This window comes from Streptomyces sp. NPDC001407 (genome assembly GCF_042895325.1).
Lineage (GTDB): Bacteria > Actinomycetota > Actinomycetes > Streptomycetales > Streptomycetaceae > Streptomyces.
The window spans coordinates 260,119-282,861 of record NZ_JBIAWF010000005.1 but is presented as its reverse complement, the minus strand read 5'-3'; the positions used below and the strand labels follow the sequence as shown (position 1 = coordinate 282,861).

Annotated in this window: 23 protein-coding genes; 14 read left to right on the top strand and 9 right to left on the bottom strand. The window is 70.3% G+C overall.

Annotated features, from left to right (window positions below; all coding sequences use genetic code 11):
• Nucleotides 1–37 precede the first annotated feature (37 nt).
• Both ACFY1P_RS10475 and ACFY1P_RS10470 read right to left on the bottom strand, forming a co-directional pair.
• Nucleotides 38–232, bottom strand: a complete 195-nt coding sequence (locus ACFY1P_RS10475) for a DUF397 domain-containing protein (RefSeq protein WP_390750401.1) — start codon at nt 230–232, stop codon at nt 38–40.
• Nucleotides 229–1,050: a Scr1 family TA system antitoxin-like transcriptional regulator gene (locus tag ACFY1P_RS10470; RefSeq protein WP_390750400.1), complete on the bottom strand. Its 822-nt coding sequence runs from the start codon at nt 1,048–1,050 to the stop codon at nt 229–231. Before ACFY1P_RS10470 ends, ACFY1P_RS10475 begins: the two co-directional genes overlap by 4 nt.
• A 133-nt stretch (nt 1,051–1,183) precedes the next feature.
• Between ACFY1P_RS10470 and ACFY1P_RS10465 the strand changes: the two genes are divergently transcribed.
• Nucleotides 1,184–1,405: a hypothetical protein gene (locus tag ACFY1P_RS10465; RefSeq protein WP_390750399.1), complete on the top strand. Its 222-nt coding sequence runs from the start codon at nt 1,184–1,186 to the stop codon at nt 1,403–1,405.
• 197 nt (nt 1,406–1,602) lie between these two features.
• On the opposite strand, the gene ACFY1P_RS10460 is transcribed toward ACFY1P_RS10465, so the two are convergent.
• Nucleotides 1,603–2,292 (bottom strand): DUF6875 domain-containing protein, encoded by a 690-nt coding sequence (locus ACFY1P_RS10460; RefSeq protein WP_390750398.1) that lies wholly within the window; start codon nt 2,290–2,292, stop codon nt 1,603–1,605.
• A gap of 130 nt (nt 2,293–2,422) precedes the next feature.
• A complete protein-coding gene (locus tag ACFY1P_RS10455; protein WP_361528262.1) occupies nt 2,423–3,052 on the bottom strand; it encodes a LysE family transporter in 630 nt (209 codons plus the stop codon).
• Between the two features lie 283 nt (nt 3,053–3,335).
• Between ACFY1P_RS10455 and ACFY1P_RS10450 the strand changes: the two genes are divergently transcribed.
• The 10 genes from ACFY1P_RS10450 to ACFY1P_RS10405 all read left to right on the top strand — a co-directional run bounded on the left by ACFY1P_RS10450 (nt 3,336) and on the right by ACFY1P_RS10405 (nt 13,477).
• Nucleotides 3,336–4,055, top strand: a complete 720-nt coding sequence (locus ACFY1P_RS10450) for a GntR family transcriptional regulator (RefSeq protein ID WP_361528294.1) — start codon at nt 3,336–3,338, stop codon at nt 4,053–4,055.
• A 245-nt stretch (nt 4,056–4,300) separates the two neighbouring features.
• On the top strand, nt 4,301–5,281 hold the full coding sequence (locus ACFY1P_RS10445; protein ID WP_361528260.1) for a sugar ABC transporter substrate-binding protein: 981 nt from the start codon (nt 4,301–4,303) through the stop codon (nt 5,279–5,281).
• Nucleotides 5,278–6,318, top strand: coding sequence for an ABC transporter permease (locus tag ACFY1P_RS10440; RefSeq protein WP_361528258.1), 1,041 nt, complete (start codon nt 5,278–5,280; stop codon nt 6,316–6,318). Before ACFY1P_RS10445 ends, ACFY1P_RS10440 begins: the two co-directional genes overlap by 4 nt.
• Entirely contained in the window at nt 6,315–7,103 is a 789-nt protein-coding gene (locus ACFY1P_RS10435; RefSeq protein ID WP_390750397.1) for an ATP-binding cassette domain-containing protein, read from the top strand. Before ACFY1P_RS10440 ends, ACFY1P_RS10435 begins: the two co-directional genes overlap by 4 nt.
• A 187-nt stretch (nt 7,104–7,290) precedes the next feature.
• Nucleotides 7,291–8,409 (top strand): ROK family glucokinase, encoded by a 1,119-nt coding sequence (locus ACFY1P_RS10430; protein WP_390750396.1) that lies wholly within the window; start codon nt 7,291–7,293, stop codon nt 8,407–8,409.
• A complete protein-coding gene (locus ACFY1P_RS10425; RefSeq protein WP_390750395.1) occupies nt 8,406–8,975 on the top strand; it encodes a hypothetical protein in 570 nt (189 codons plus the stop codon). The genes ACFY1P_RS10430 and ACFY1P_RS10425 overlap by 4 nt, the downstream gene beginning before the upstream one ends.
• A 156-nt stretch (nt 8,976–9,131) precedes the next feature.
• A complete protein-coding gene (locus ACFY1P_RS10420) occupies nt 9,132–9,575 on the top strand; it encodes an Imm63 family immunity protein (protein ID WP_390750394.1) in 444 nt (147 codons plus the stop codon).
• Complete coding sequence (locus tag ACFY1P_RS10415; protein ID WP_390750393.1) at nt 9,572–9,913, top strand: TNT domain-containing protein; 342 nt, start codon at nt 9,572–9,574, stop codon at nt 9,911–9,913. The genes ACFY1P_RS10420 and ACFY1P_RS10415 overlap by 4 nt, the downstream gene beginning before the upstream one ends.
• A 201-nt stretch (nt 9,914–10,114) precedes the next feature.
• Nucleotides 10,115–11,509: a DEAD/DEAH box helicase gene (locus ACFY1P_RS10410; protein WP_390750392.1), complete on the top strand. Its 1,395-nt coding sequence runs from the start codon at nt 10,115–10,117 to the stop codon at nt 11,507–11,509.
• 1,350 nt (nt 11,510–12,859) lie between these two features.
• Nucleotides 12,860–13,477, top strand: a complete 618-nt coding sequence (locus tag ACFY1P_RS10405; RefSeq protein ID WP_361525940.1) for a hypothetical protein — start codon at nt 12,860–12,862, stop codon at nt 13,475–13,477.
• Between the two features lie 14 nt (nt 13,478–13,491).
• Here ACFY1P_RS10405 and ACFY1P_RS10400 read toward each other — a convergent pair whose 3' ends face one another.
• The 4 genes from ACFY1P_RS10400 to ACFY1P_RS10385 all read right to left on the bottom strand — a co-directional run bounded on the left by ACFY1P_RS10400 (nt 13,492) and on the right by ACFY1P_RS10385 (nt 17,359).
• A complete protein-coding gene (locus tag ACFY1P_RS10400) occupies nt 13,492–14,655 on the bottom strand; it encodes a hypothetical protein (protein ID WP_390750391.1) in 1,164 nt (387 codons plus the stop codon).
• A 3-nt stretch (nt 14,656–14,658) separates the two neighbouring features.
• Nucleotides 14,659–15,771 carry a helix-turn-helix domain-containing protein gene (locus tag ACFY1P_RS10395; RefSeq protein WP_390750390.1) on the bottom strand — a complete coding sequence of 371 codons (1,113 nt, stop codon included), beginning with the start codon at nt 15,769–15,771 and terminating at the stop codon, nt 14,659–14,661.
• Between the two features lie 914 nt (nt 15,772–16,685).
• On the bottom strand, nt 16,686–17,099 hold the full coding sequence (locus ACFY1P_RS10390) for a PIN domain-containing protein (protein WP_229348399.1): 414 nt from the start codon (nt 17,097–17,099) through the stop codon (nt 16,686–16,688).
• Entirely contained in the window at nt 17,096–17,359 is a 264-nt protein-coding gene (locus ACFY1P_RS10385; protein WP_361525949.1) for a CopG family transcriptional regulator, read from the bottom strand. The genes ACFY1P_RS10390 and ACFY1P_RS10385 overlap by 4 nt, the downstream gene beginning before the upstream one ends.
• Before the next feature lie 408 nt (nt 17,360–17,767).
• Between ACFY1P_RS10385 and ACFY1P_RS10380 the strand changes: the two genes are divergently transcribed.
• From ACFY1P_RS10380 to ACFY1P_RS10370, 3 genes are read left to right on the top strand one after another with little or no spacing between them, the layout of a single operon-like run.
• Nucleotides 17,768–19,372, top strand: coding sequence for an alpha/beta fold hydrolase (locus ACFY1P_RS10380; RefSeq protein WP_390750389.1), 1,605 nt, complete (start codon nt 17,768–17,770; stop codon nt 19,370–19,372).
• Nucleotides 19,373–19,396: 24 nt separating this feature from the next.
• On the top strand, nt 19,397–20,035 hold the full coding sequence (locus ACFY1P_RS10375; protein WP_361525954.1) for an MBL fold metallo-hydrolase: 639 nt from the start codon (nt 19,397–19,399) through the stop codon (nt 20,033–20,035).
• Nucleotides 20,036–20,066: 31 nt separating this feature from the next.
• Entirely contained in the window at nt 20,067–20,846 is a 780-nt protein-coding gene (locus tag ACFY1P_RS10370) for an exodeoxyribonuclease III (RefSeq protein WP_361525957.1), read from the top strand.
• Between the two features lie 24 nt (nt 20,847–20,870).
• Here the strand turns inward: ACFY1P_RS10370 and ACFY1P_RS10365 are convergent, their stop codons facing one another.
• A complete protein-coding gene (locus ACFY1P_RS10365; protein WP_390750470.1) occupies nt 20,871–22,706 on the bottom strand; it encodes an SGNH/GDSL hydrolase family protein in 1,836 nt (611 codons plus the stop codon).
• Nucleotides 22,707–22,743 lie beyond the last annotated feature (37 nt).

Sequence of the window (22,743 nt, the reverse complement as noted above, 5' to 3'; positions counted from 1 at the left end):
GCCGACTTGAAAAGCGGGGAGTCGCCTCGAACGCGGCCTATGCAACCGCCTTGACGCGAGCGACAAAATCCGCCCAAGCCGCCAACTCGAAGGTCAGGGCCCGGCCGTCGGCGTCCTTGCTGTCCCGGACAGCGATGACGTCGGCCAGGCCCTCGCCTATCTCTATGCAGTCCCCACCATTGGTGCTGTAGCTGCTCTTCCGCCACGTCACGGGCAGTTGGCTTGCTATCACGGGCCCAGCTCCTTCAGGTGTTCGTGGATCAAGTCGGCTGATTCCTTGGGCGACAGGGCGACCGCCCGGAGCAGATCGTAGGCATGCGCGCCGTCGGCGACCTCACGGGGTTCCAGGGCCAATCGGCCCTGAGAGAAGCCGTCGACGAACAGCACGTCCTCGCCCTCGTCGAAGCTGAGGAGAGTGAACGGCCCCGCGACGCCCGGGTGTGCGGCTACCTGGCGGGGGATGACCTGGATGACGTTGCGTGGGTCCGTGCCGGCTTCCAGGAGGTGTTGGAACTGGGCGCGCATCACGTCCGGCCCTCCTATGGGGCGGAGCAGGACGTGTTCGTCAAGCACGAACCAGCATGAAGGCGGAGACTCGCGCTCGAAAATTGATTTCCGGGACATGCGGGCGGCGACCAGATCGTCGAGGTTGATCGCGCGTACGGCATCCAGCATGGCCCGCGCGTAATCCTCCGTCTGGAGAACTCCAGGCAGGATTTGCGCCTGGAAGGACCGGATGGACTTGGCTTCGCCTTCGAGCTCGACATACGGCAAGAACCACGACGGATACGCGAACGTAAGCACCAGCGGATGCAGTCGCCCGAAGTGCCCGCCCGTCCTCAACGCCAGGTCCAGGTCCCGCGCGAGGTCCTTGGAAGGGACCCTCTTCGCCGCTTCCACCTTGCTGATCATCGACTGCGTGGTGTGCGCTTTCTCCGCCAGCGCCTCCTGGGACATGCCCGCCTCGATCCGCAGCCGGGCGGCCTCGGACCCGAAGAAGGCGAGGAGTGAGCGCGTCGGGTCCGGTTCCGAGCCGGTCTCTTCGGCCATATGTTTGACCCTTTCCATGACGGTGCCGGTGTCATGAGTTCTGGTCTAGCCACCGTAAGTGATGTGACGCAACTCTCGGAACACAACAGGGAGTTGCCCGCTCCGCATGAGCGGCACACGGAGGTTCGAACAGATGACGAATGTGACGTCGTGGGGGACGGGCTACCGCTCCGGCGCGCTGGTGGTCGACAAGGAGACTGGCGAAGTGGGCGTGACGCAAGGAGCGACGGAGCGCGTCTACACGGTCAAGTCGGTGCGCGACGGGTCCCTGTGGACGGCGCACGCGTCACGCCTGCGCATCGCCACGACGGAGGAGCGCGCGAAGCTCGGGATCGGCCCTCGGGGCGTGAACTGATGGGCGTCATCTCCCTGCCGCACACTTCCGGTCCCGGCGTCGTGGTCGGCGGTGCGGCCGATCGATGCCCCACCTGCGTCAGCCTGAGGAACGCCCGGCACCGGGCATGGGCGACAGCCGACCATGCAGCGGCCGCCCGCGCGGGGCGCGCGTTCCACCGCCACTGGGGGCGGGAGCACGCAGCCCCGTAGCAGCGCCTAGTCCAGGAACGGGCACCGCCCCATCTCCCCCCGCGCCACCTCCAATTCCTCCCGCGCCCTCTCCCGCACAGCCGCGCTCGCCGACCCCTGGTGTTTCAGGAAGGCCGCCACGAAGCCCGCCCGCCGCGCCGGCGGATAGCGCTTCTCCGTCAGGAACGGGAGGTCGTTGGGGACCATGCTGCGGGCGACCAGCAGGGGAGTGTCGCTGTGCAGGGGGCGGAAAGAGGGGTTGCGCAGGCCCGGGCCCGGGTGGCCGGGGAAGAATTCGCCCAGCATCATGCCGTCCGCGACGAACGACGGCTTGAGGCGGTCGTGGACGCGGACGACCGTGTCGGCCGGGACGCCGGGGAGTACCAGGATGATGGACTTGTCGATCGTGTGCGGGCCGGTGAGCGGTTCCATCGCCAGCCAGTGCGCCTTGAGCGCGGTCGTCGCCGCCAGCAGGGTCGGCTCATCGGTCGCGGGCGGGTCTGCCAGGGCGAAGCGGAGCAGGTCCAGGCGTAGGGCCAGCGGGACGAAAGGGCAGACGGCTCCGCGGCGGCCGAGGTCCGGGTGCGGGCGGGCGACGTGGCCGGAGACCCAGTCGGCCACCGGCCGGAGGTGGTTGTGGGTGGCCGCCGCCCGCTGGTCGTACAGCCGTAGCGGCGGCGGGGCGAGAGGGGTGTCGTACGCGTAGCCGTGGCTCATGATGCGGTTCCCCCGTTGTGTCGTGGTGCCTTCGAAGACAGAAACGGGCCGGAGTGGAGGCGCGGTTGAGCGGGAGGGCGAAAGTCGCACGGGGGTGCCGGTGGCGCACCCTTATTCGTGCCCACGGTGGCTACGCCACCAGCGCGGACCCGAACTCGACGAGCAGTAAGGCGGAGGCCGCCAGCAGCAGTACGCCGGAGCCGCCGAGGAGCAGCCGGTAGCCGCGCGTCCCGATCCGGTGGCGGGCGCGGGCCACGATCAGGGCGAGCGCCGCCTTGCTGCCGACGAGCAGGGCGTAGAAGCCGAGGAGGAAGCCGCCCGCGCCCGGCGGGCTGTCCCGCCACGCGGCCACCAGCAGCGGCGCCCCGGTCGTCAGCCAGAAGACCCAGGGGTGCGGGCTCAGCAGATTGACCACCACCCCCTGCCACAGCGTCCGCCGCCCCTCGGCACGGGCCACGGCGGCCTCCCGGGCGGCCGGGATCTCCGCCGTGCGGGACTCGCGCAGCGTCGAGGCGCCCAGCCAGGCCAGGAAGAGGCCGCCGACCACGCCGCCTGCGGAGATCGCCCGGCCCGGCAGCACGGCCAGCACGGTGACCGAAAGGATGATCACCGGCAGGTCGGTGATCAGCGGCACCGCCGCCACCCGCAGGCCCACGCCCAGCCCGCCGCGCAGCGTCCCCGACAGCACGAGGGCGAGCAGCGGGCCCGGACTGATGCCCGCGCTGAAGCCCAGCGCCACCCCCAGAGCCAGCTCTTCCATGACTCGCCTTCCCCTCGGGCCACTCGGCCGGGCAGGACAGGAGCACATGCGAAATCAGCGCATATTCACTGATATCTACGTTGGCATCCGTACCGCACAAGACGCGAGTCGTCGGCGCGGAGTTGACGGCGACGTCACCCGTACCGGTAAAGCGGTCACCCGTGCCGGTAACGGAGAGACCGGGTTCCGTTCATGTCTGGACAACCTGACCTCCGAACTTCCCGTCATCCGGTCGCCCGGCTACGCTCCCTTCGTGGCGACCCATCGATCCCTCCAGTTCAGCCTGGACCGCAGCAGCCCCGTACCGCTCTATTACCAGCTGTCGCAGCAGCTGGAAGCGGCCATCGAGCAAGGCGCGCTCGCCCCCGGCAGCCTCCTGGGCAACGAGATCGACCTCGCCGGCAGGCTCGGCCTCTCCCGGCCCACCGTCCGGCAGGCCATCCAGTCGCTGGTGGACAAGGGCCTGCTCGTACGGCGTAGGGGCGTCGGTACGCAGGTGCTGCACAGCCAGGTCAAGCGCCCGCTGGAGCTCAGCAGCCTCTACGACGACCTGGAGGCCGCCGGGCAGCAGCCCGCCACGCGTGTGCTGCGCCATCTGGTCGAGCCGGCCACGGCACGGGTGGCCGCGGCGCTCGGGGTCGCCGAGGGCGCCGAGGTCGTCCTCGTCGAGCGGCTGCGCCTCGCGCACGGCGAGCCCATGGCCCACCTGCGCAATCACCTGCCTGTGGGCCTGCTCGACCTCGACGGCGGGAAGCTGGCCGAAACCGGCCTCTACCGCCTGATCCGCGCGGCGGGCATCACCTTGCACAGCGCCCGCCAGACGGTCGGCGCCCGCGCGGCCACCGCCGAGGAGGGGGAGCGGCTCGGCGAGCCGGAAGGCGCGCCGCTGCTGACGATGGAACGGACGACGTACGACGACACCGGGCGCTCGGTGGAATTCGGCTCGCACATCTACCGGGCGTCGCGCTACTCCTTCGACTTCCAGCTCCTGGTGCGCCCTTAGGGGCGGCGAACAGGTCAGTCCGTCAGAATGTTCGGACAAAGTATTGACGGGGTGTGGCGTCCGCCACTAGAACTCACCCACGGGCGGCAGCCCCGCACGGTCCCGCCGAAACCCCGGCGGACGGCGGTGACGGATGGTGACGGATACTTGGGCGGTCGGTCCCGCGGTGCGGGGTCCGGCCGCACCGTGAAAGACAGTGAGAAGGGCAACTCCTCGTGGCAAGGGTTCGGACAGGCGTACGTGCGGTGAGCGCCGTGCTGGCAGCGGTGCTCGGCGCCACCTTGGCGGGGTGCAGCAGTACGGGCGGAAAGCGCGCCGAGGAGCGGGCCGCGAAGGCGTCCCAGGGGCGTGCCAATGTCTCCACGCCCCGCTGGACCTTCGCGATGGTCACCCACTCGGGTGATGGCGACACCTTCTGGGACATCGTCCAGAGCGGTGCCAAGCAGGCGGCGGCCAAGGACAACATCAAGTTCCTCTACGCGCACGACGTCGAGGGGAACAAGCAGGCACAGAACGTGCAGGCCATGATCGACCAGAAGGTCGACGGCCTGATCGTCACCCTCGCCAAGCCCGACGCCATGAAGGACGTCGTCGCCAAGGCGGTCAAGGCCGGCATCCCGGTGATCACCGTGAACTCGGGCTCCGAGCAGTCCAAGGACTTCGGGGCGCTCACGCACGTCGGCCAGGACGAGACGATCGCGGGCGAGGCCGTGGGCGACGAGCTCAACAAGCGCGGCCGGAAGAAGGCGGTGTGCGTCCTGCACGAGCAGGGCAACGTCGGCCACGAGCAGCGCTGCGCCGGTGTGAAGAAGTCCTTCAAGGGCGACGTGCAGAACCTCTACGTCGAGGGCACGAACATGCCCAACGTGCAGTCCTCGATCGAGGCCAAGCTCCAGTCCGACAAGGACGTCGACGCCGTCGTCACGCTCGGTGCGCCCTTCGCGCCCACCGCCGTCAAGGCCGCCGAGCAGGCCGGCAGCAAGGCCGAGGTCGACACCTTCGACCTCAACGCCCAGGTCGCCAAGGACCTCCAGAGCGGCGCGCTCGGCTTCGCCGTCGACCAGGACCCGTACCTCCAGGGGTACGAGGCCGTGGACCTGCTCTGGCTCTACAAGTACAACCGCGACATGCTCGGCGGTGGCCGGCCGGTCCTCACCGGCCCGCAGATCATCACCAAGGACGACGCCAAGGCCCTGGCGGAGTTCGCGAAGCGGGGCACCCGATGAGTACAGCCACCACCGAGCGGGCCGACGAACGCCTGGTGCGCCGGAGCTACCTGCGCCGCATGATGGGCCGCCCCGAGCTCGGCTCGGTCGTCGGCGCGGCAGCGGTCTTCCTCTTCTTCTCGTTCGTCGCCGACAGCTTCCTCCAGCCGTCCAGCCTGTCCACCGTGCTCTACGCGTCCTCGACGATCGGGATCATGGCGGTGCCGGTGGCGCTGCTGATGATCGGCGGCGAGTTCGACCTGTCGACCGGTGTGATGGTGACCAGCTCCGCGCTGATCTCCTCGATGTTCAGCTATCAGATGACGGCCAACGTCTGGGTCGGCGTCGGGGTGTCCCTGCTGGCCACCCTGGCCATCGGCTTCTTCAACGGCTTCATGCTGACCCGCACCAAGCTGCCCAGCTTCATCATCACGCTCGGCACCTTCCTGATGCTCACGGGCCTCAACCTCGGCTTCACCAAGCTCATCAGCGGCACCGTCTCCACCAAGACCATCGGCGACATGGACGGCTTCGAGTCCGCCCGCGAGGTCTTCGCCTCCCACCTGTCGATCGGTGACGTCGACCTCCAGGTCACCATCCTGTGGTGGCTCGGCCTGGTGGCCCTGGCCACCTGGGTGCTGCTGCGCACCCGCGTCGGCAACTGGATCTTCGCGGTCGGCGGCGGCGCCGACGCGGCCCGCGCGGTCGGCGTCCCCGTCAACAAGACCAAGATCGGCCTCTATATGGCCGTCGCCTTCTGCGCCTGGATCTCCGGCCAGCACCTGCTGATGTCGTACGACGTGGTGCAGTCCGGCGAGGGCGTCGGCAACGAGTTCCTGTACATCATCGCGGCCGTCATCGGCGGCTGCCTGATGACCGGCGGCTACGGCTCGGCCATCGGGTCCGCGGTCGGCGCGTTCATCTTCGGCATGACCAGCAAGGGCATCGTCTACGCCCAGTGGAACCCGGACTGGTTCAAGTTCTTCCTCGGCGCCATGCTGCTGCTGGCGACGCTGCTGAACGCGTGGGTCCGTAAGCGTGCGGAGGCGAGCAAGTGACCGCTCTGGTGGAGCTGGCGGACGTCAGCAAGTTCTACGGGAACATCCGCGCCCTCGAAGGGGTCTCCCTGGAGGTCCACGCGGGCGAGATCACCTGCGTCCTCGGTGACAACGGCGCGGGCAAGTCCACCCTCATCAAGATCATCGCCGGGCTGCACCAGCACGACGCGGGCACCTTCGCGATCGACGGCGAGGAGACCCGGCTCGGCTCGCCCCGCGAGGCCCTGGACCGCGGCATCGCGACCGTCTACCAGGACCTCGCCGTCGTCCCCCTGATGCCGGTCTGGCGGAACTTCTTCCTCGGCTCCGAGCCGACGAAGGGCGCCGGCCCCTTCAAGCGGCTCGACGTCGCCAGGATGCGCGAGACCACCCGGGCCGAGCTGCTGCGCATGGGCATCGACCTGCGCGACGTCGACCAGCCCATCGGCACGCTCTCCGGCGGCGAGCGGCAGTGCGTCGCCATCGCCCGGGCGGTCTACTTCGGGGCGAAGGTCCTGGTCCTGGACGAGCCGACCGCCGCGCTCGGCGTCAAGCAGTCGGGCGTCGTGCTGAAGTACGTGGCCGCGGCGCGCGACGCCGGGCTCGGCGTGGTGCTCATCACGCACAACCCGCACCACGCGTATCTGGTCGGTGACCGGTTCGTCCTGCTCAAGCGCGGGGCGATGGCCGGCAGCCACGCGAAGTCGGAGATCGCCCTGGACGAGCTGACCCGCCAGATGGCGGGCGGCAGCGAGCTCGACCAGCTCAGCCACGAGCTGGAGAGGGCCGCCTCGGGCGACGCGTGATCCCGGGCCCCGGGCGCGGCCGCCCGGCTCCCGCTGCGTACCCCCACGATGCGGTGCCGAACGGCTCAGTGAGGCACAATCGCACCGACCGTATCCATGAGAGGCCCCGCCTCCAGAGACCAGCGCAGGGACACCGACTCGTGCGAGCACGCCCCCGTACCGCCAGGCCCCACGCAGTGGAGGCACGATGAGCATGTACCGCGAGCTCCACAGAGGTGCGGCCAGAGCGACCGTGCTGCGTACGGTGGGCACCCGCGAGCGCCGGTCGCACCTGACCGCCCCGCGCGTCCCCACGGTCGGCATCGACATCGGCGGCACCAAGGTGATGGCGGGCGTCGTCGACGCCGACGGCACCATCCTGGAGAAGATCCGCACCGAGACGCCGGACAAGTCCAAGAGCCCCAAGGTCGTCGAGGACACCATCACCGAGCTGGTCCTGGACCTCTCCGACCGGCACGACGTGCACGCCGTGGGCATCGGCGCGGCCGGCTGGGTCGACGCCGACCGCAATCGCGTGCTCTTCGCCCCGCACCTGTCCTGGCGCAACGAGCCGCTGCGCGACCGCCTCGCCGGCCGCCTCGCCGTCCCCGTCATGGTCGACAACGACGCCAACACCGCCGCCTGGGCGGAGTGGCGCTTCGGCGCGGGCCGCGGCGAGGACCACCTGGTGATGATCACCCTCGGCACCGGCATCGGCGGCGCCATCCTGGAGGACGGCCAGGTCAAGCGCGGCAAGTACGGGGTGGCGGGCGAATTCGGGCACATGCAGGTCGTGCCCGGCGGCCACCGCTGCCCGTGCGGCAACCGCGGCTGCTGGGAGCAGTACAGCTCCGGCAACGCCCTCGTCCGCGAGGCCCGTGAGCTGGCCGCCGCCGAGTCCCCGGTCGCGTACGGCATCACCGACCGCGTCGGCGGCAACATCCAGGAGATCACCGGGCCGCTCATCACCGAGCTGGCCCGCTCCGGCGACGCCATGTGCGTCGAGCTGCTCCAGGACATCGGCCAGTGGCTGGGCGTGGGCATCGCCAACCTCGCCGCCGCCCTCGACCCGTCCTGCTTCGTCATCGGCGGTGGCGTCAGCGCCGCCGACGACCTGCTCATCGGCCCCGCCCGGGACGCCTTCCGCCGCCACCTGACCGGCCGCGGCTACCGCCCCGAGGCCCGCATCGTCAAGGCGCAGCTGGGCCCCGAGGCCGGCATGGTCGGCGCGGCGGACCTGGCCCGGCTCGTGGCCCGCCGCTTCCGCCGCGCCAACCGGCGCCGCGTCGAGCGCTATGAGCGCTACGCACAGGCGGGCCGCGGGTGACGGCCACCATGGAGCTCCCCGAGCGCACCGCGCCACTGCCGGAGCCGGGCGACGGCCGCCCCCGGCGCCGCTGGCTCAAGGCCGTGATCGTCTTCCTGCTGATCACGATCCCGGCGGGCTACCTCTACATCTCCGCGATGCAGAGCCGCGGCGGCAGCGACTCGAAGAAGGAACAGGCCGCGGCGACCGGCCTGGAGGAGGGCTGGCCGTCCCAGCTCCAGCGCCGCATCTACGAGGTGACGGTCCCGTCGTACGCCGAGAACGTGGCCAGCTACGAGACCAACTCGTGGAAGTCCAGCTCGCTCTTCCTCCAGTTCACCACCACCCGCGCCAAGTTCGCGAAGTGGCTGACCGACGTCGGCACGAGCGCCTCCGCGCTCAAGGACGGCGACGTCACCATCGACGACGACCAGGCGGCCCAGGTCGGCTGGAAGTTCGGCTCCGGACACCACTGGGCGGGTACGGTCCGGGAACAAGACAAGCCCAAGCCGACGCTCGCCGTCACCGCGAACCTGGACAACCCGGATTACCCCCAGGTCTTCGTCATCTCGACGACCACCCCTTGAACGCGCGCGCCCGGACGGCGTGAGCGGCGAGGAGGGTGGCGGCCACTGCGGAGGCGGTGCGGGTGACGACCGGGCAGTGGGTTCTCGGCGACATCGCTGGACCTTTGTGACCGAGCCCATACGGGGAGTCCCATAGGTGAGGGGATAATCGTCTGCATGACGATATCTCTCGAGGGCGTCTACGCAGCCGTTCACAGCATGCTGTCGGGCATCGAAGAACTCGACGGCGCGGACGTCGTCGGTAACGGCCCGCCCGATGCCGGCTACCCCCGTGCCGAGGTCCGCGACGGCGTTGTCCACTGGGTGGTGCGGGAGCGCGGCAAGGAAGTGGAGCGCCGTACGACCGGGGATCTGGACGAGTTCCTGTACTGGGCGGCTCTGCACACCACTCGTGACGCCGCCTCCCGCTGGGAGCTCGACCACCGTGATCTGCTGCCCGGCTGCGACGACACCCGGGTGGGGTGGCTGGCCAGGCAGGTCCGGCTGCTGAGGCTGGTCCGGCCCGAGTGGGCGGACAGGTTCCGGGCGCAGATCCCGCAGCAGTGCCCGGGAGTGCGCCTTGAGGACGTGGACGCCTATCCGGCCGGGGGGCGGTCGTGAGGCTGTGGCGGCGCAGGCGCGGGCAGGAGCGGTCGGCGGGGGAAGCGGAGGTGTGGGACCGGTTCGGGAGCCCGCTGGGGAGGTTCGCGCACCCGAGGGGAACGCCGTTCGCCCAGCGTTCCCTGCCTCCCACCTACGTGGCCTGCGAGTACCACGTGTACAGCTGGATCCGGTCGTGGAGTCAGGAGGACGCCGAGAAGTACGGCGTCATTCAAGGGGGCAAGGTCGCTCCCTGGTTCGGCCAGCCCGGCGGCGGAACGCAGTTCATGCTCCCGGAGGGCATCTCGGTGCAGTGGCTCATCGACCAGGGCTACATCCGTGAGGAACCTGTGCGGTGATCGGAGCCGGTCGTCGGTGAACCGGTGCCGCCCGGCGTCCTCGACCTCCTTGGCCCGGGGTCGGAACATCACTTTGTGTTAGCATCGAATATTTGGACGGCTGTGACGGTCGCCGACTCCGTCCGCGCGCCTCCCTTGTTCGTCGGCTGCTCATTCCTGCCGGGCCTTTCCTCGGTACGTTCCCCCTGCGGAAGGCTCTTCATGAACCACTCGGACAGCCCCGGCGCCTCGCACGGCGACCTCGCCCGGCCGGTGTCCCCGGCTGCCTTCGCCGGCATGGAACTGCCGGCCGAGGTGCTGCGAACGCTCGCCGAGCTCGGCGTGCGCGAGCCCTTCCCGATCCAGGCAGCCACGCTGCCCAGCGCCCTCGCGGGACGCGACGTCCTGGGGCGCGGGCGCACGGGATCGGGCAAGACGCTCGCCTTCGGCCTGCCGCTGCTCGTACGGACGGCCGGTCGGCGTGCGGAGCCGAAGCAGCCCCTCGCCCTGATCCTGGTGCCCACCCGGGAGCTGGCCCAGCAGGTGACCGAGGCGCTCGCGCCGTATGCCGCCGCGCTCAGGTTGAGGATGGCCACGGTCGTCGGCGGCATGTCGATCGGACGGCAGATCGCTGCTCTGCGCGACGGCGCCGAGGTCGTCGTCGCCACCCCCGGCCGCCTGCACGACCTCATCGAGCGCAAGGCCTGCCGCCTGGGACGGGTACGGATCACCGTCCTCGACGAGGCCGACCAGATGTGCGACATGGGCTTCCTGCCGCAGGTCACCGGGGTGCTCGACCAGGTGCACCACGACGGCCAGCGGATGCTGTTCTCGGCGACCCTGGACCGCGACGTCGACCAGCTGGTCGGCCGCTACCTCCACGACCCGGTCGTCCACTCGGTCGACCCGTCCGCGGGCGCGGTCACGTCGATGGACCACCATCTGCTGGTCGTCCACGGCCCCGACCGGTACGCCGTCACCACGGAGATAGCCGCCCGCGACGGCCGCGTACTGCTGTTCCTGGACACCAAGCACGCGGTCGACCTGCTCACCCGGCATCTGAGGGCCGGCGGAGTGCACGCCGCGGCCCTGCACAGCGGCAAGTCCCAGCCTCAGCGCACGCGGACCCTCGCACAGTTCAAGAACGGCCAGGTCACCGCCCTGGTGGCGACCAACGTAGCGGCCCGTGGCCTGCATGTCGACGACCTCGATCTCGTGGTCAACGTCGACCCGCCCACCGACCCCAAGGACTACCTGCACCGCGCGGGCCGCACCGCCCGGGCCGGCCGGTCCGGCGTCGTCGTCACGCTGGTGGTGTCGGCCCAGCGCCGCGAGACGAGCCGGCTGATGGCCGAGGCCGGCATCGAGCCGACGGTCACCAAGGTGCGCTCGGGCGAGGCGGAGCTGAGCCGCATCACCGGAGCCAAGGCCCCCTCCGGCACCCCGCTCGACGGCGGGCCTGCCGCATCCCGGCCCAAGAACACCAACGCTCCCTTCCGCGGCCTGGGCACCAGCAAGGGCGCCACCCGCGCCACCGGCGGCAAGTCCCGCAAGTCCAGCGAGGCCCGCATGCTCGCCGAGGCCCGCAAGGCGGCCCGGGTACGGCGCGGCGACTGAGAGCCACCGCCGCGGATTGCCGACCGCATGCTCGGGAGCGCCTTGATCCCGGCCCGGCAGCCGGACCGAGGCCAATTCGCCATCCACCGGCGCCGTTGGTGAATCCCAAAGCCTGAACAAGACCTTCCCCACGGCCCTGGGCTGCCGCCTGGAGGGCGCGTCCGCAGCTGCGGTCTGCCGAGCGGCCGGCCTGGTTCGGCCGTCCAGGCGGCCGGTGAGCGACGCGTCGGCGACCGCCCGGGTCGACCGATCGCGCTTCGGTACTGCCCGTGATGGGTTCGGTGACCACGACCTTGTCGCCGGCCTTGACGTCCTTGATCGGCTTGGCGAGCTTGAGCGCAGTGGCGCCTTCGCCCGCGAAGGGGATGGCAGCGGCGGGTGACAGCCGGCGTGAGTAGTCGCCCTCCGCGCCGTACCAGGCACAGTTGACACTGTTGGCGATGGACCCCACGCCGGGGACTGCGCCGACGACGTCGAGCGCAAGGTGGCCGGGAGCGGCTGAGCACGGAGGCGTCTTTCGCCGCTCTGTGTGGAGCCGGGCCCATCGAGTATTCCTGGAAGCCGCACCCAGGAGGGCAAAGCCAGTCGTGAGATCATCCGATGCCGCAAGCGATATGCCGCCCGCGAGGTCTTCCACCTGGTCGGGGCGGTGACTACCGACCCCCCGTTATAGGGGCGTCCGTGACAGATGAGAGGGTCTGGCGGGTGACTGAGACACCGGCGAACACCCTGCAATACCGCTCTGACGGGCCAGAAGACGCCCCAGTCCTGGTCCTGGGGCCGGCGCTGGGTACCACATGGCACAGGTAGGTGGAAGCGTCTTCTGGCGCCCATGTGGTCCAGGGCGGGAGCGTTTGACCGAGTTCGGACCTTGCTGGCCAGGCGCGTCGACGCTGTTGGTGACTCGGGCGTGACAGATGTTGACCCCCGTCGGCTTGTTTCGGCGGGGGTTCTGCCCGCGGGGCCGATGACGCGGCGCTGGTTGGCGGCGGCCTGAAATAGGTGCTTCCGATGGGTCAGGGCGGCCCAATAATTCGAACAACCGTAGGTGTCATGGCGCGAGACGGTTACGATCGCAGTTGCCCGTCCGCGACCCTTTGTGGGTGCAGATTGTGCAGCCAGAGGGCGGCGGATGATCGATGCCGAGCTATCTGGGGAGGCGGTCGGCGATCGCACGAGTGTCCGTACTAGCCTTGCTGTTCGTTTGGACGCGTTCCCGTGTCTAGGGCCGGTTGAGGTCCGTTGGTTTGTTGCTGAGGCTGCTTCCGGTGGTGCGGGGCAAGCGGTAAGGATGTGCGTGTACAGCCTTGCTGGGGAGAGCGTCGGTGCAGGACGAGAGCGGGTTGGTCGATGGCGATCGCGGCACGAGAGCCCTTGGGTGTGGTTGCAGGAGCGCTGGCTCCCGGCGATCTCGTACCCCGCGAAGCGAGCCTGGCAGTCGTTGAAGCCTTTGGAGCGAAAGTCGTTGCGGCCTACCGATTTGATGCGGGAGAGCGGGAGCGACGGGCTGCTGCGGGCATGGCTCCGCTGACGCGACCTGATGCCCTGAACCTCTTGATGGCGCTGCCCCTCGGCGAGCCTGTTCCTGCCGGATCACTGAGCGACAGGGAACGCCGGGCATTGCGGTGCCTCCCGAAGGGGGCAGTGATTCGACGCGACGGACTGATTACCAGACAGGCGACCCAGCCGGTCCACGTCGACATGGTGTTCGTGCCCGGACGTAGCTGGGAGTCTGCGATGGAGCATGCCGAGCGGTTTACACCATTCACTGCTCGTTCCATATTGGTCGATGGTGTGTTGCGGCGCAAGGACGAGGCTGTGATGCGCGCTGACTTCTACGGCATCGGATTGCTGCACGTCCAAGAGGCTGCGGTCGAGGTCGTTGTGCCGCCAAGCCCCTTCGTAAGCAGGCGCCATACGGTTGCCGGCTGGAAGTTCCTGGAAGACGTCCACCGTCAGCTGGCCTGAGGGATCGCGTCCGGCTACGGCGTGACCCGCAGTGTCGCCCATGCCCTGAGCGGCGCGGGTACTTGGAACCCGGACCTTGGGCTCGCGCCCAGGCCGATGCGCTGGTTTTCCAGCGCGTAGCGATCGACGGCCGCAGCGCATTTGTTGCGCCACCACGTCTTGCGCTCGGTGCCCGCCCGGTAGCTGGCCATGTCGCCAACCCATTCGCTCCAGGTGAAAATGTTGTGACTGTCGGCCTCACGTCGTGTGTCGCCGTCAGACAGGAAGAAGCGGTCGAGACTCCGCCCGTTGCACTCCTCGCAGGCGCAGGTCGCCGGAACCGCGTTGGCGTAGAGCGTGGACAACGACTCGGCGCCCTTGAAGCACATCAGCTGCGGCATCAGCACGTGCGGATACGTTGGTCCGCCACCTCGCTTGCCTATCTGGGCCTTCTCGTCGGGCGGTATCGCGTGGCGGAGTGAGCTTCGGACGCCGATTCCCGCGCAGAGGGCGCCATGCGCCAGCACGTCGAGTGCTGCGAGGTCTGTACGCAAGAGCGACATGTGCTCGACCTCGGTGAACAGCCGCCGCAGGTTGGCCGGAACGTCCTTCGCTTGTTCCAGCGGGTCGAACTGGCGAAAGAGGATGACGGCCTTGGGGTGGCGGATCTTGGCGCATACCGCGATCAGCTGACTGATGTTCTCCCGGTTCAGCCAGGTGACGTCGATCGGTAGGGAGACCAGGGTGTCTGCCCGATCGATCCGATTGGCTTCCCTCAGTACTGCCTTGAGGACACGGGAGTTCGCCGGTGGTATGTAGCCGGTGGGTGTCAGCGCTGCGCTTGCCCCCCGAGCCTTCTGGAAGTTCAAGGAGTCGTGCACGGTGGCGAACAGTTCGTTGGGGGGAGCCATGAACGGCTCCTCCGCCGTTGCCGTGTAAGTGGTGTACGCGGCGCTGTCGATTAGAAGCGTGCCTGTGAAGCCGGCATCGGCGCGGAGCTGGAAGGCGCGTGCGTCGGCGTTGAGGCCGGTCATGACCACGCCGCCCAGCTCATCATCCAGGGCAGGGCGAGGCCGGGGAATTGGCTGGGCATGTTCGTGCAGCAGCACGCGTCCCTGCAGGAGCGGCACCGCTGCCACGGTGTGGTCGAGCGTCTTCACGGCGGGTGGTCGCCGCCTGGGATCGGGGGCGTTGCTCATGAATCACCTCGCAGAAGGGTCCGGCACGTCCTTGTGTCCGGACGGAGAAGAAGCGCACAAGTAGATCTCGTGGAACTCCTCACGGCCCAGACCCGCCAGGTGAGCGGTCTCGGTCGCACTGAGGTGGTGCTGTCCCTCAAGCCGGGTGACGGCCTGAGCGATATGGCGCGGGGTCTCGCGCCGGATGACGATTGGTTCGTTGGTGCGGTAGCCGAGTGCGGACAACTCGACCATGAGCGTGCGGTACTGCCATTCGCTGATCACGCCCAGGTCAACGGCACGCCGGATGAGAGCGGCCATCGAGACTCCCCAGCGGGCTTTGAGATCCATGAGGCGGGCGACGTCGATGCCAGGCTTGAGCTCGCTCAGGATCACTTCGTGTGGCATGAGGAACTCGGCGGCGAACCGGTCGGCTTGGGTCTCCTGTGTACGTCCCTCGCCCGGCTCGCGGTGCATGATCAGATGGCCCAGCTCGTGAGCAAGGCTGAAGCGTGAACGATCGGCAGGGGCAGCGGAGTTGAGGAGCATCAGTGGCGTCCGGTCGTGCGGCCACTGGCTGACGGCGTCGAGTTCGGTGGTGCCTAGATCACGGACGGCGACCAGGGCGCCGGCGTCTTCGAGCAGCGCGATCAGGTCGTCGATGGGGCCGGCGGGAACGTTCCACTCTTCGCGCAGCGTCTCCGCAGCGTCCGCGGGAGTGTCGAAGTCGCTGACCTCAATGGGCCTGAACCGATGGGGACGGTGGAGGGCCGCTGCCTGCGTCACCGCTTCGATCTGAAGGCGGGTGAGCGCCAGCGTCGCATGGATCCGGCGCAGCGCGGGGGCTCCCAGTGAGGCCCGCTTGCGGTGGTGTATCAGCCCGATGCCTACCCCGGCCGCATCAGTGGCCTGGCACAGCATCTCGGGGGTGAAGCGAAGCGCGGCAGCGAACAGGAGCACCCGCTCGGCCCGGACCGGGATCCGGCCGGCTTCGGCCCGGCTAACGTACCCCTGCGTGATGCGGCTGCCCTCCACGTGCGACATCTGCTCGGCCAGGTCGGACTGGGTCCACCCCCGAGAGTCGCGCGCCAGGGCGAGCATGGCGGGATCCGCGAGCAACTCCTTTTGATCACTCACGGTTCACCTCCAACCCTGACAAGTCTCAACTCCCCTGAGGGTACAGGGTTTTATCCCTCAAAATATTCCGGGCATGATCCGTAAGATGCCATGCCTTCAGGGATGCCATGCGCCACTGACAGTCCAACTGCACCTTTGTTAACCCTCGTTGAGGGAGGGCGAGGACTTCACCTGCAACCGTGGTGGCGACCGGCAGGCCAACGCCGCGCTCCACCACATCGTGTTCACCCGCTTGCGAGTCGACCCGCGCATGCAGAACTACTACGAGCGTCGGATCGAAAGCGGGCAAGACTCGGCGCGAAGTCATCCGGCGCCTCAAACGCCACGCAGCCCGGGAGTCTCCCACCTCATCGGACCACCACAGCCAGAACCGGGGCCGTCATGTCGGCCAGGGCGGCCGGTGCCCGCGTATGGCACCTGTCGTCGCGCGTGATGCGATTATCGAAAGCGTTCGAGCGAGGCGAGACAGGGGATACGGGCGCACCTTGCAGAGGAAGAGGACGTGGACCTCCGCTCGGCTTGCTATGTCCGCTCCGACGACACAACGTTGATCGTCGAAGCCGCCCAGGCGCGTGGGTTCGCGAAGCCGGGCCTGCGGTGCATCGCGCCCACCCGTCCCCATCCCCGTCGCACCGCCCGACCGGTCCCTGGCTGCACTGCGCACGGCCTGCTACGCCCCGGTCCTGGAGACTGAGGCCGGCGCCACTGTCCTGTAACACGGCCCCGCCGAACCCGCCCCCTAGCCTGGTTCCCGCCCTGGACCAGGCTCACCCCCAGCGGCGAGCCAGTGCGTGGACTGACCTCCTCCGCTTGATAGTTGGCCGCACAACTCGACGGAGAGGGCTGATCCGGCGATTGTCACAGGGCGAGTGCGCGCTGTTCGTGTAACCGGGCACGCGCGACGGCGATCCGGCTCAGACCTTGATGACGGTGACGCGTGCGCCGCACAGGGCGGTGAGGTCCTCGGGGTCGGAGGTGAGGACCGTGACAGGGCCGGGAGCGACGAGGGCGGTGGCGCTGAGCATGGCGTCGATGGCGTACTTGTGCCCGTGCAGTCCGGCGTCGGCCAGGAGCGCGGCAGCATGGCGGGCGATCGGTTCGGTGACCGGTTCGACGACGAGGCGGGACAAGGTCCACTCCAGGGCCGGCCGGTTGATGCGGGGGTGGACCACCTCGACGAGGGTGGCCGCGGAGGTGATGACACGGAGATCATCGGCGCGGGCAAGGGCGAGCCACGCGGTGACCGTGCGGTCGCGCAGGACGGCCTTCGCCAGTCCCTCGCTGTCGAGGACGAGGGTGCCGCCGGGCGCGGCGGGTGAGCGGTTCACGCGGCGTCCGCCCCGCCGTGGCCCTGTTCCTGCCGGGCCTGGTGGAGCTGGTCACGCAGCGCTTGGACCTCGTCGTCGGTGATGGGGCCGTGGTCGGCCTCGGCGACGGCGATGAGTTCGTTGAGGTTGTCGCGTTCGATCTGGCGGGCGACGGCGGCAGTCACGTACGCGGACAGGCCGGACGGGCCGCTGCGGGTCCGGGCTGCCTCCGCGATGTCGCGCGGCATGGTGATCGAGTACTTGCCGGTAGGCTCACTCATGCCACCAATCCTACCAACAGTCCTCCTCGTGTGGTGAGAAGAGGCCCGGCTCTGCCGAGGCGGTGAACCGTGCCTTTGGCGCCCCGTCGGTGAATGGGCTTGGTGCAGTAGTCCACGACAGCACGCGGAGTCCGGCAACCGCGGCGGCGACTGGCGGAAGAGCGCCGCCCTGCACCGGATCGTGCAGACCCGTCTGCGCTGCGACCCGCGCACCCAGGACTACTACGAACGCCGTATCAAGGAGATCGGACCCGCACTGTCATGACCCCCGTTATAGGGGCTGTCGTGACAGATGAGAGGGTCTGGCGGGTGAGTGAGACACCGGCGAACACCCTCCAATACCGCTCTGACGGGCCAGAAGACGCCCCAGTCCTGGTCCTGGGGCCCGCGTTGGGTACCACATGGCACATGTGGGACCGGCAGATACCGGAGCTGACCCGTCACTGGCGTGTCCTCCGTTTCGATCTGCCCGGACACGGCGGTGCGCCCGCCGAGCCCGCGCCGGTCGTCGGTGAGCTCACCGACCGGCTTCTCGCCACGCTCGACGGCCTCGGCGTCGACCGCTTCGGTTACGCGGGCTGCTCCATCGGCGGTGCGATGGGCGCGGACCTCGCCCTGCGGCACCCGCACCGGCTCGCCGCGCTGGCCCTGATCGCCACCTCCGCGCGATCGGGCACGGCCGATTCCTGGCGGCAGCGCGGTGAGACCGTGCGCAACAACGGCATGGACCCCATCGCCCGGTCGGCGCCCGAGAGCTGGTTCACCCCGAGCTTCGCGGCCGCCCAGCCCGCCATCGTGGACTGGGCCGTGCAGATGGTCAGCACCACCGACCCCGGCTGCTACGTCGCCGCGTGCGACGCGCTGGCCGCCTTCGACGTCCGCGCCGAGCTCGGCCGGATCGGCGTGCCCGCGCTGGTGCTCGTCGGCGCGGAGGACCAGGTGACGCCGCCCGCCGACGCCCGGGTCCTGGTCGCGGGCATCCACGACGCGCGGCTCGCGGTCGTGCCCGGCGCCTCGCACCTCGCCCCGGTGGAGCAGCCCGCGGCCGTCACGGACCTGCTGGTCCGCCACTTCACCACGGCCTGGCAGCTCTCCACCCAGCAGGGCCTCTCCCCGGTCGCCGCGCCCATGCCGCAGGCGACGCCGCCGGCTCCCGCGCCCGGCCCGGCGCCCGGCCCGGCGTTCGGCCATGCCCCGGGCCGGCCGGCCGACCAGGAGCAGGCACCGTTCCAGGCCCCCGCCCCCGCCCCCGCTACGGCCCCGGCCCAGGCCCCGGCCCCGGCCCCGGCTCAAGCACAGGCCCCGGCCCCCGCCCCCGCCCCCGCCCCGGCCCACGGTCTGAATCCGGACACCGTCCGCATCCCCGGCAAGGCCTCGGGCCAGGACCTGAACCCGGACACCGTGCGGATCTCCCCCCAAGCACCGGCGCCGGCCCCCGCGCCGAGCCAGGCTGCTCCCGGGCACGCCTCGGGGTACGGGTTCCCGCCCGCCGCCCCGGGCGGGATGTTCGCGCCCCTGCCCCAGCAGCCGTTCGCCCAGCAGCCGCACGCCCAGCAGCCCGCCGCCCCGCAACCCACCCCCGCACCCGCCGGTTTCGGGCCGCCGCCCACCCTGGAACCGGAACCAGCCGCCCCGGACCCGTACGACCGTGGCACGCGCGTCCGCCGCGAGATCCTCGGTGACGCCGACGCCGACGCCGCCGAAGCGGCCGGGGACGAGCTCACCGGCGACTTCGAGGACTTCGTCACCCGCTATGCCTGGGGCGCGGTCTGGGACCGCCCGGGGCTCGACCGCCGGTCGCGTGCCCTGATCACCCTGACCGCGCTCACCGCGGGCGGCCACCTCGACGACCTCGCCGTGCACACGCGCGCCGCACTGCGCTGCGGCCTCACCCCGGACGAGATCAAGGAAACGCTTCTGCACACGGCCGTCTACTGCGGCGTGCCCGCCGCCGGTGCCGCCTTCGAGGTCGCGCGGCGCGTCATCGCGGAAGGGCCGCCCCCGCACGCGTAGCCCGGCCGTAGCAGTATGGGGATCATGAAGCTGACCAAGAAGAGTCACGCCTGCGTCCGTCTGGAGAAGGACGGCCGCACGCTCGTCATCGATCCCGGCGCCTTCAGCGAGGAGGACGCGGCCGTCGGCGCGGACGCGATCCTCGTCACCCACGAGCACATCGACCACTTCAACGAGGACCGGCTGCGGGCCGCCCTGGACGCCAACCCGGCCGCCGAGCTGTGGACGCTCCGCAGCGTCGCCGAGCAGGTCTCCGCGGCCTTCCCCGGCCGGGTGCACACCGTCGGCGAGGGGGACGCCTTCACCGCCGCCGGTTTCGAGGTGGAGGTGCACGGGCAGCTGCACGCGGTGATCCACCCGGACATCCCCCGGATCACCAACGTCGGCTATCTCGTGGACGGTTCGGTCTTCCACCCCGGCGACGCGCTGACCGTGCCCGGCCGGCCCGTCGACACCCTGATGGTCCCGGTCATGGCCCCGTGGAACAAGGTCTCCGAAGTCATCGACTACCTCCGGGAGGTCAGCCCGCGGCGCGCCATCGACATCCACGACGCGCTGCTGACCGACCTGGCCCGGCCCGTCTACGACCGGATGCTGGGTCCGGAGGGGCCGGGCGGCACGGACCACACCCGGCTGGCGCCCGGCGAGACCGTCACTCTCTGACGTTGTCAGACCCGGCCGTTAGGGTTGGCCCATGCGCATCGCCACCTGGAACGTGAACTCGATCACCGCCCGTCTCCCGAGGCTCCTGGCCTGGCTGGAGAGCAGCGGCACGGACGTGCTGTGCATACAGGAGACGAAGTGCGGGGAGGACGCCTTCCCGTTCGACGAGCTCCGCGAGCTGGGTTACGAGGCGGCGGTCAACGCCACCGGCCGGTGGAACGGCGTGGCCCTGCTCTCCCGAGTGGGCCTGGAGGACGTGGTCTCCGGCCTGCCGGGCGGCCCCGACTACGACGGCGCGCAGGAGCCCCGGGCGATCTCCGCGACCTGCGGGGGCGCCCGCCTCTGGTCGGTCTATGTGCCCAACGGCCGCGAGGTCGGCCACGACCACTACGCCTACAAGCTGCGCTGGCTGGAGGCCCTGCGCGACGCCGTCGCCGCGGACGCCGAGGGGGAGCGGCCGTTCGCGGTGCTCGGTGACTTCAACATCGCGCCGACCGACGAGGACGTCTTCGACCCGGCGGTCTTCGAGGGCGCCACGCACGTCACGCCCGCCGAGCGCGCCGCCCTCGGCGCCCTGCGCGACCTCGGCCTGTCCGACGTCGTGCCCCGCCCCCTGAAGTACGACCGTCCGTACACCTACTGGGACTACCGCCAGCTCTGCTTCCCCAAGAACAAGGGCATGCGCATCGACCTGGTCTACGGCAACGCCCCCTTCGCCCAGGCGGCGAAGGACGCCTATGTCGACCGTGAGGAGCGCAAGGGCAAGGGCGCCTCGGACCACGCCCCGGTCGTCGTGGATCTGGACGTCTGAGGTCCGGGCGCCCCGCTCGCGTCGTCAGATCAGCTTGCGCAGGTCGATCGCGTCGGCGAAGGCCCGCATCCCGGCGTCGTTGGGGTGCAGGTGGTCACCGCCGTCGAAGGCCGGCAGCATCCGGTCGGGCTGCCGCGGGTCGCGGATGGCGGCGTCGAAGTCGAGCACCGCGTCGTACGCGCCGCCGTTCGCCCGGATGTCCCGGTTGATGGCGGTGCGCTCGGCGTCGGCCGCCGGCGTGCAGTCGTGGAAGCCGCCGCAGGGCGCGATGGTCGCGGCGACGAAGCGCATGCCGCGCTCGTGCGCCCGCTCCGCCATCGCCCGCAGCGCGGGGATCACCTGCGCGGCCGTGGTGCCCGCCCGGATGTCGTTGACGCCCTCGAAGACGACGACCGTACGGGCCGAGGTCTGCGCCAGCACGTCGCGCTCCAGCCGGTGGCCCGCGCTGACCCCGCTGAGGATCTTGCTGGTGTTGTCACCGGGATAGCGGTCGTTCACCACTTGGTTGCCCGAGATCCCCTCGTTGAGCACCCCGAACTTCGGCACGGACTGCTGTCCGCGCAGCCGCCTGCCCAGCAGGTCCGGCCAGCGGCCGTTGGTGCCCGGCGTCGACCGTTCGCCGTCGGTGATCGAGTCCCCGAGGGTCACCACGGAGCCGGCGCCGTCACCGACGTCCACGCCCGTCAGCAGCGGCCAGGAGTCGAGCTTCGCGGAGTACGCGCCCGCGCCGCGGTCGCCCGTGCGGTCACCGGCGCCGTCGGCCGTCAGATAGGACACCGAGTCGATGTAGCTGTGCACGGGCAGTGCCCGGACCGTGCCCGGCAGGTGGATGCTCACCAGGAGGTCGGCGCCCTCGGGCACGCGGAACCCCAGTGGGTCGCTGAACTGCTGTGCGCCCGCGGGCAGTTCGGCCCCGGGCCGCCCGTCGAAGGTCAGTGCCCGGGGCCGGCCGGCCGCCGCCGCGCCGCGCTCCTGGAGCGCCACGCTCGCGTGCCCGATGCGGACCGGGCGCGGCGCGAAGGTGTTCTCCAGCCGGATCCTGGTGCGCGGCCCGCCCGCGCTGCCGTGCACGACCAGCCGCAGCGTCCGGTCGGTCCACGGTCCCACCGCGGCGTAACCCGAAGGTGAAGCCGCCCAGCTGCCGGTCCACCCGTTCGTGGGACCCCGCAACGCCATCGAGAAGACGTGCAGGGCCGTCTCCCGCTCCGCCTCGTCCGGCAGCACGACCGAGTCGACCTCGCGGCCGCGCGCGACCGGGACCGTCACCGCGTACAGCCGTGTGGTTTCCGCCCGTTGGCCGCCGGGCGCGGCGAGGTGGGGGAGTCCGACGGCCTTCGTCGTCAGCGGGCCGCGCCGCCAGTCGGGCGCGGTCAGCCGGTAGGTGCTGCGGGAGCCGTCGCGGTAGCGGACGGTGCCGGTGCCGCTGACGTCCTGGCCGGGCTCGCCCTCGGTGGTCCCCGCGACGAGGAAGGAGAGCGCCTCGCCGCTGCCGCGCAGCCGCACGACCTGCCCCGCGGCCCGCACATTGTCGGGCTGACCTGCGGCGGAGCGCGGCCAGCGGAGGGGGGAGCGGTCGATGGCCAGGGCGTGGCCCGGGCTCCAGCCCGCGGCGTCCAGGTCCTTGGCCGACAGCGCGTTGCCCGCGCCGTCGAAATCGGCGTCGCCCGGGTGGGTGTCCCCGCGGACCGCCGTGTTGTCGAAGAGCCGCTCCAGGGGGAGCGGCTCTCTTCCACGCTGCGCGGTGTTGGCGAGCGCCGGGGTGTTCGCTGCGGCAATGGCGCAGACGGCGCCCGCCGCGACGACCCCGGCCGCCGTCCACCGTCTGTGCCGTACCCCGCCGAGCCTCGATGTCCGGAGCATGTGAGTCATGCCTCCCAGCGTTCCCCGCTCTGAATGT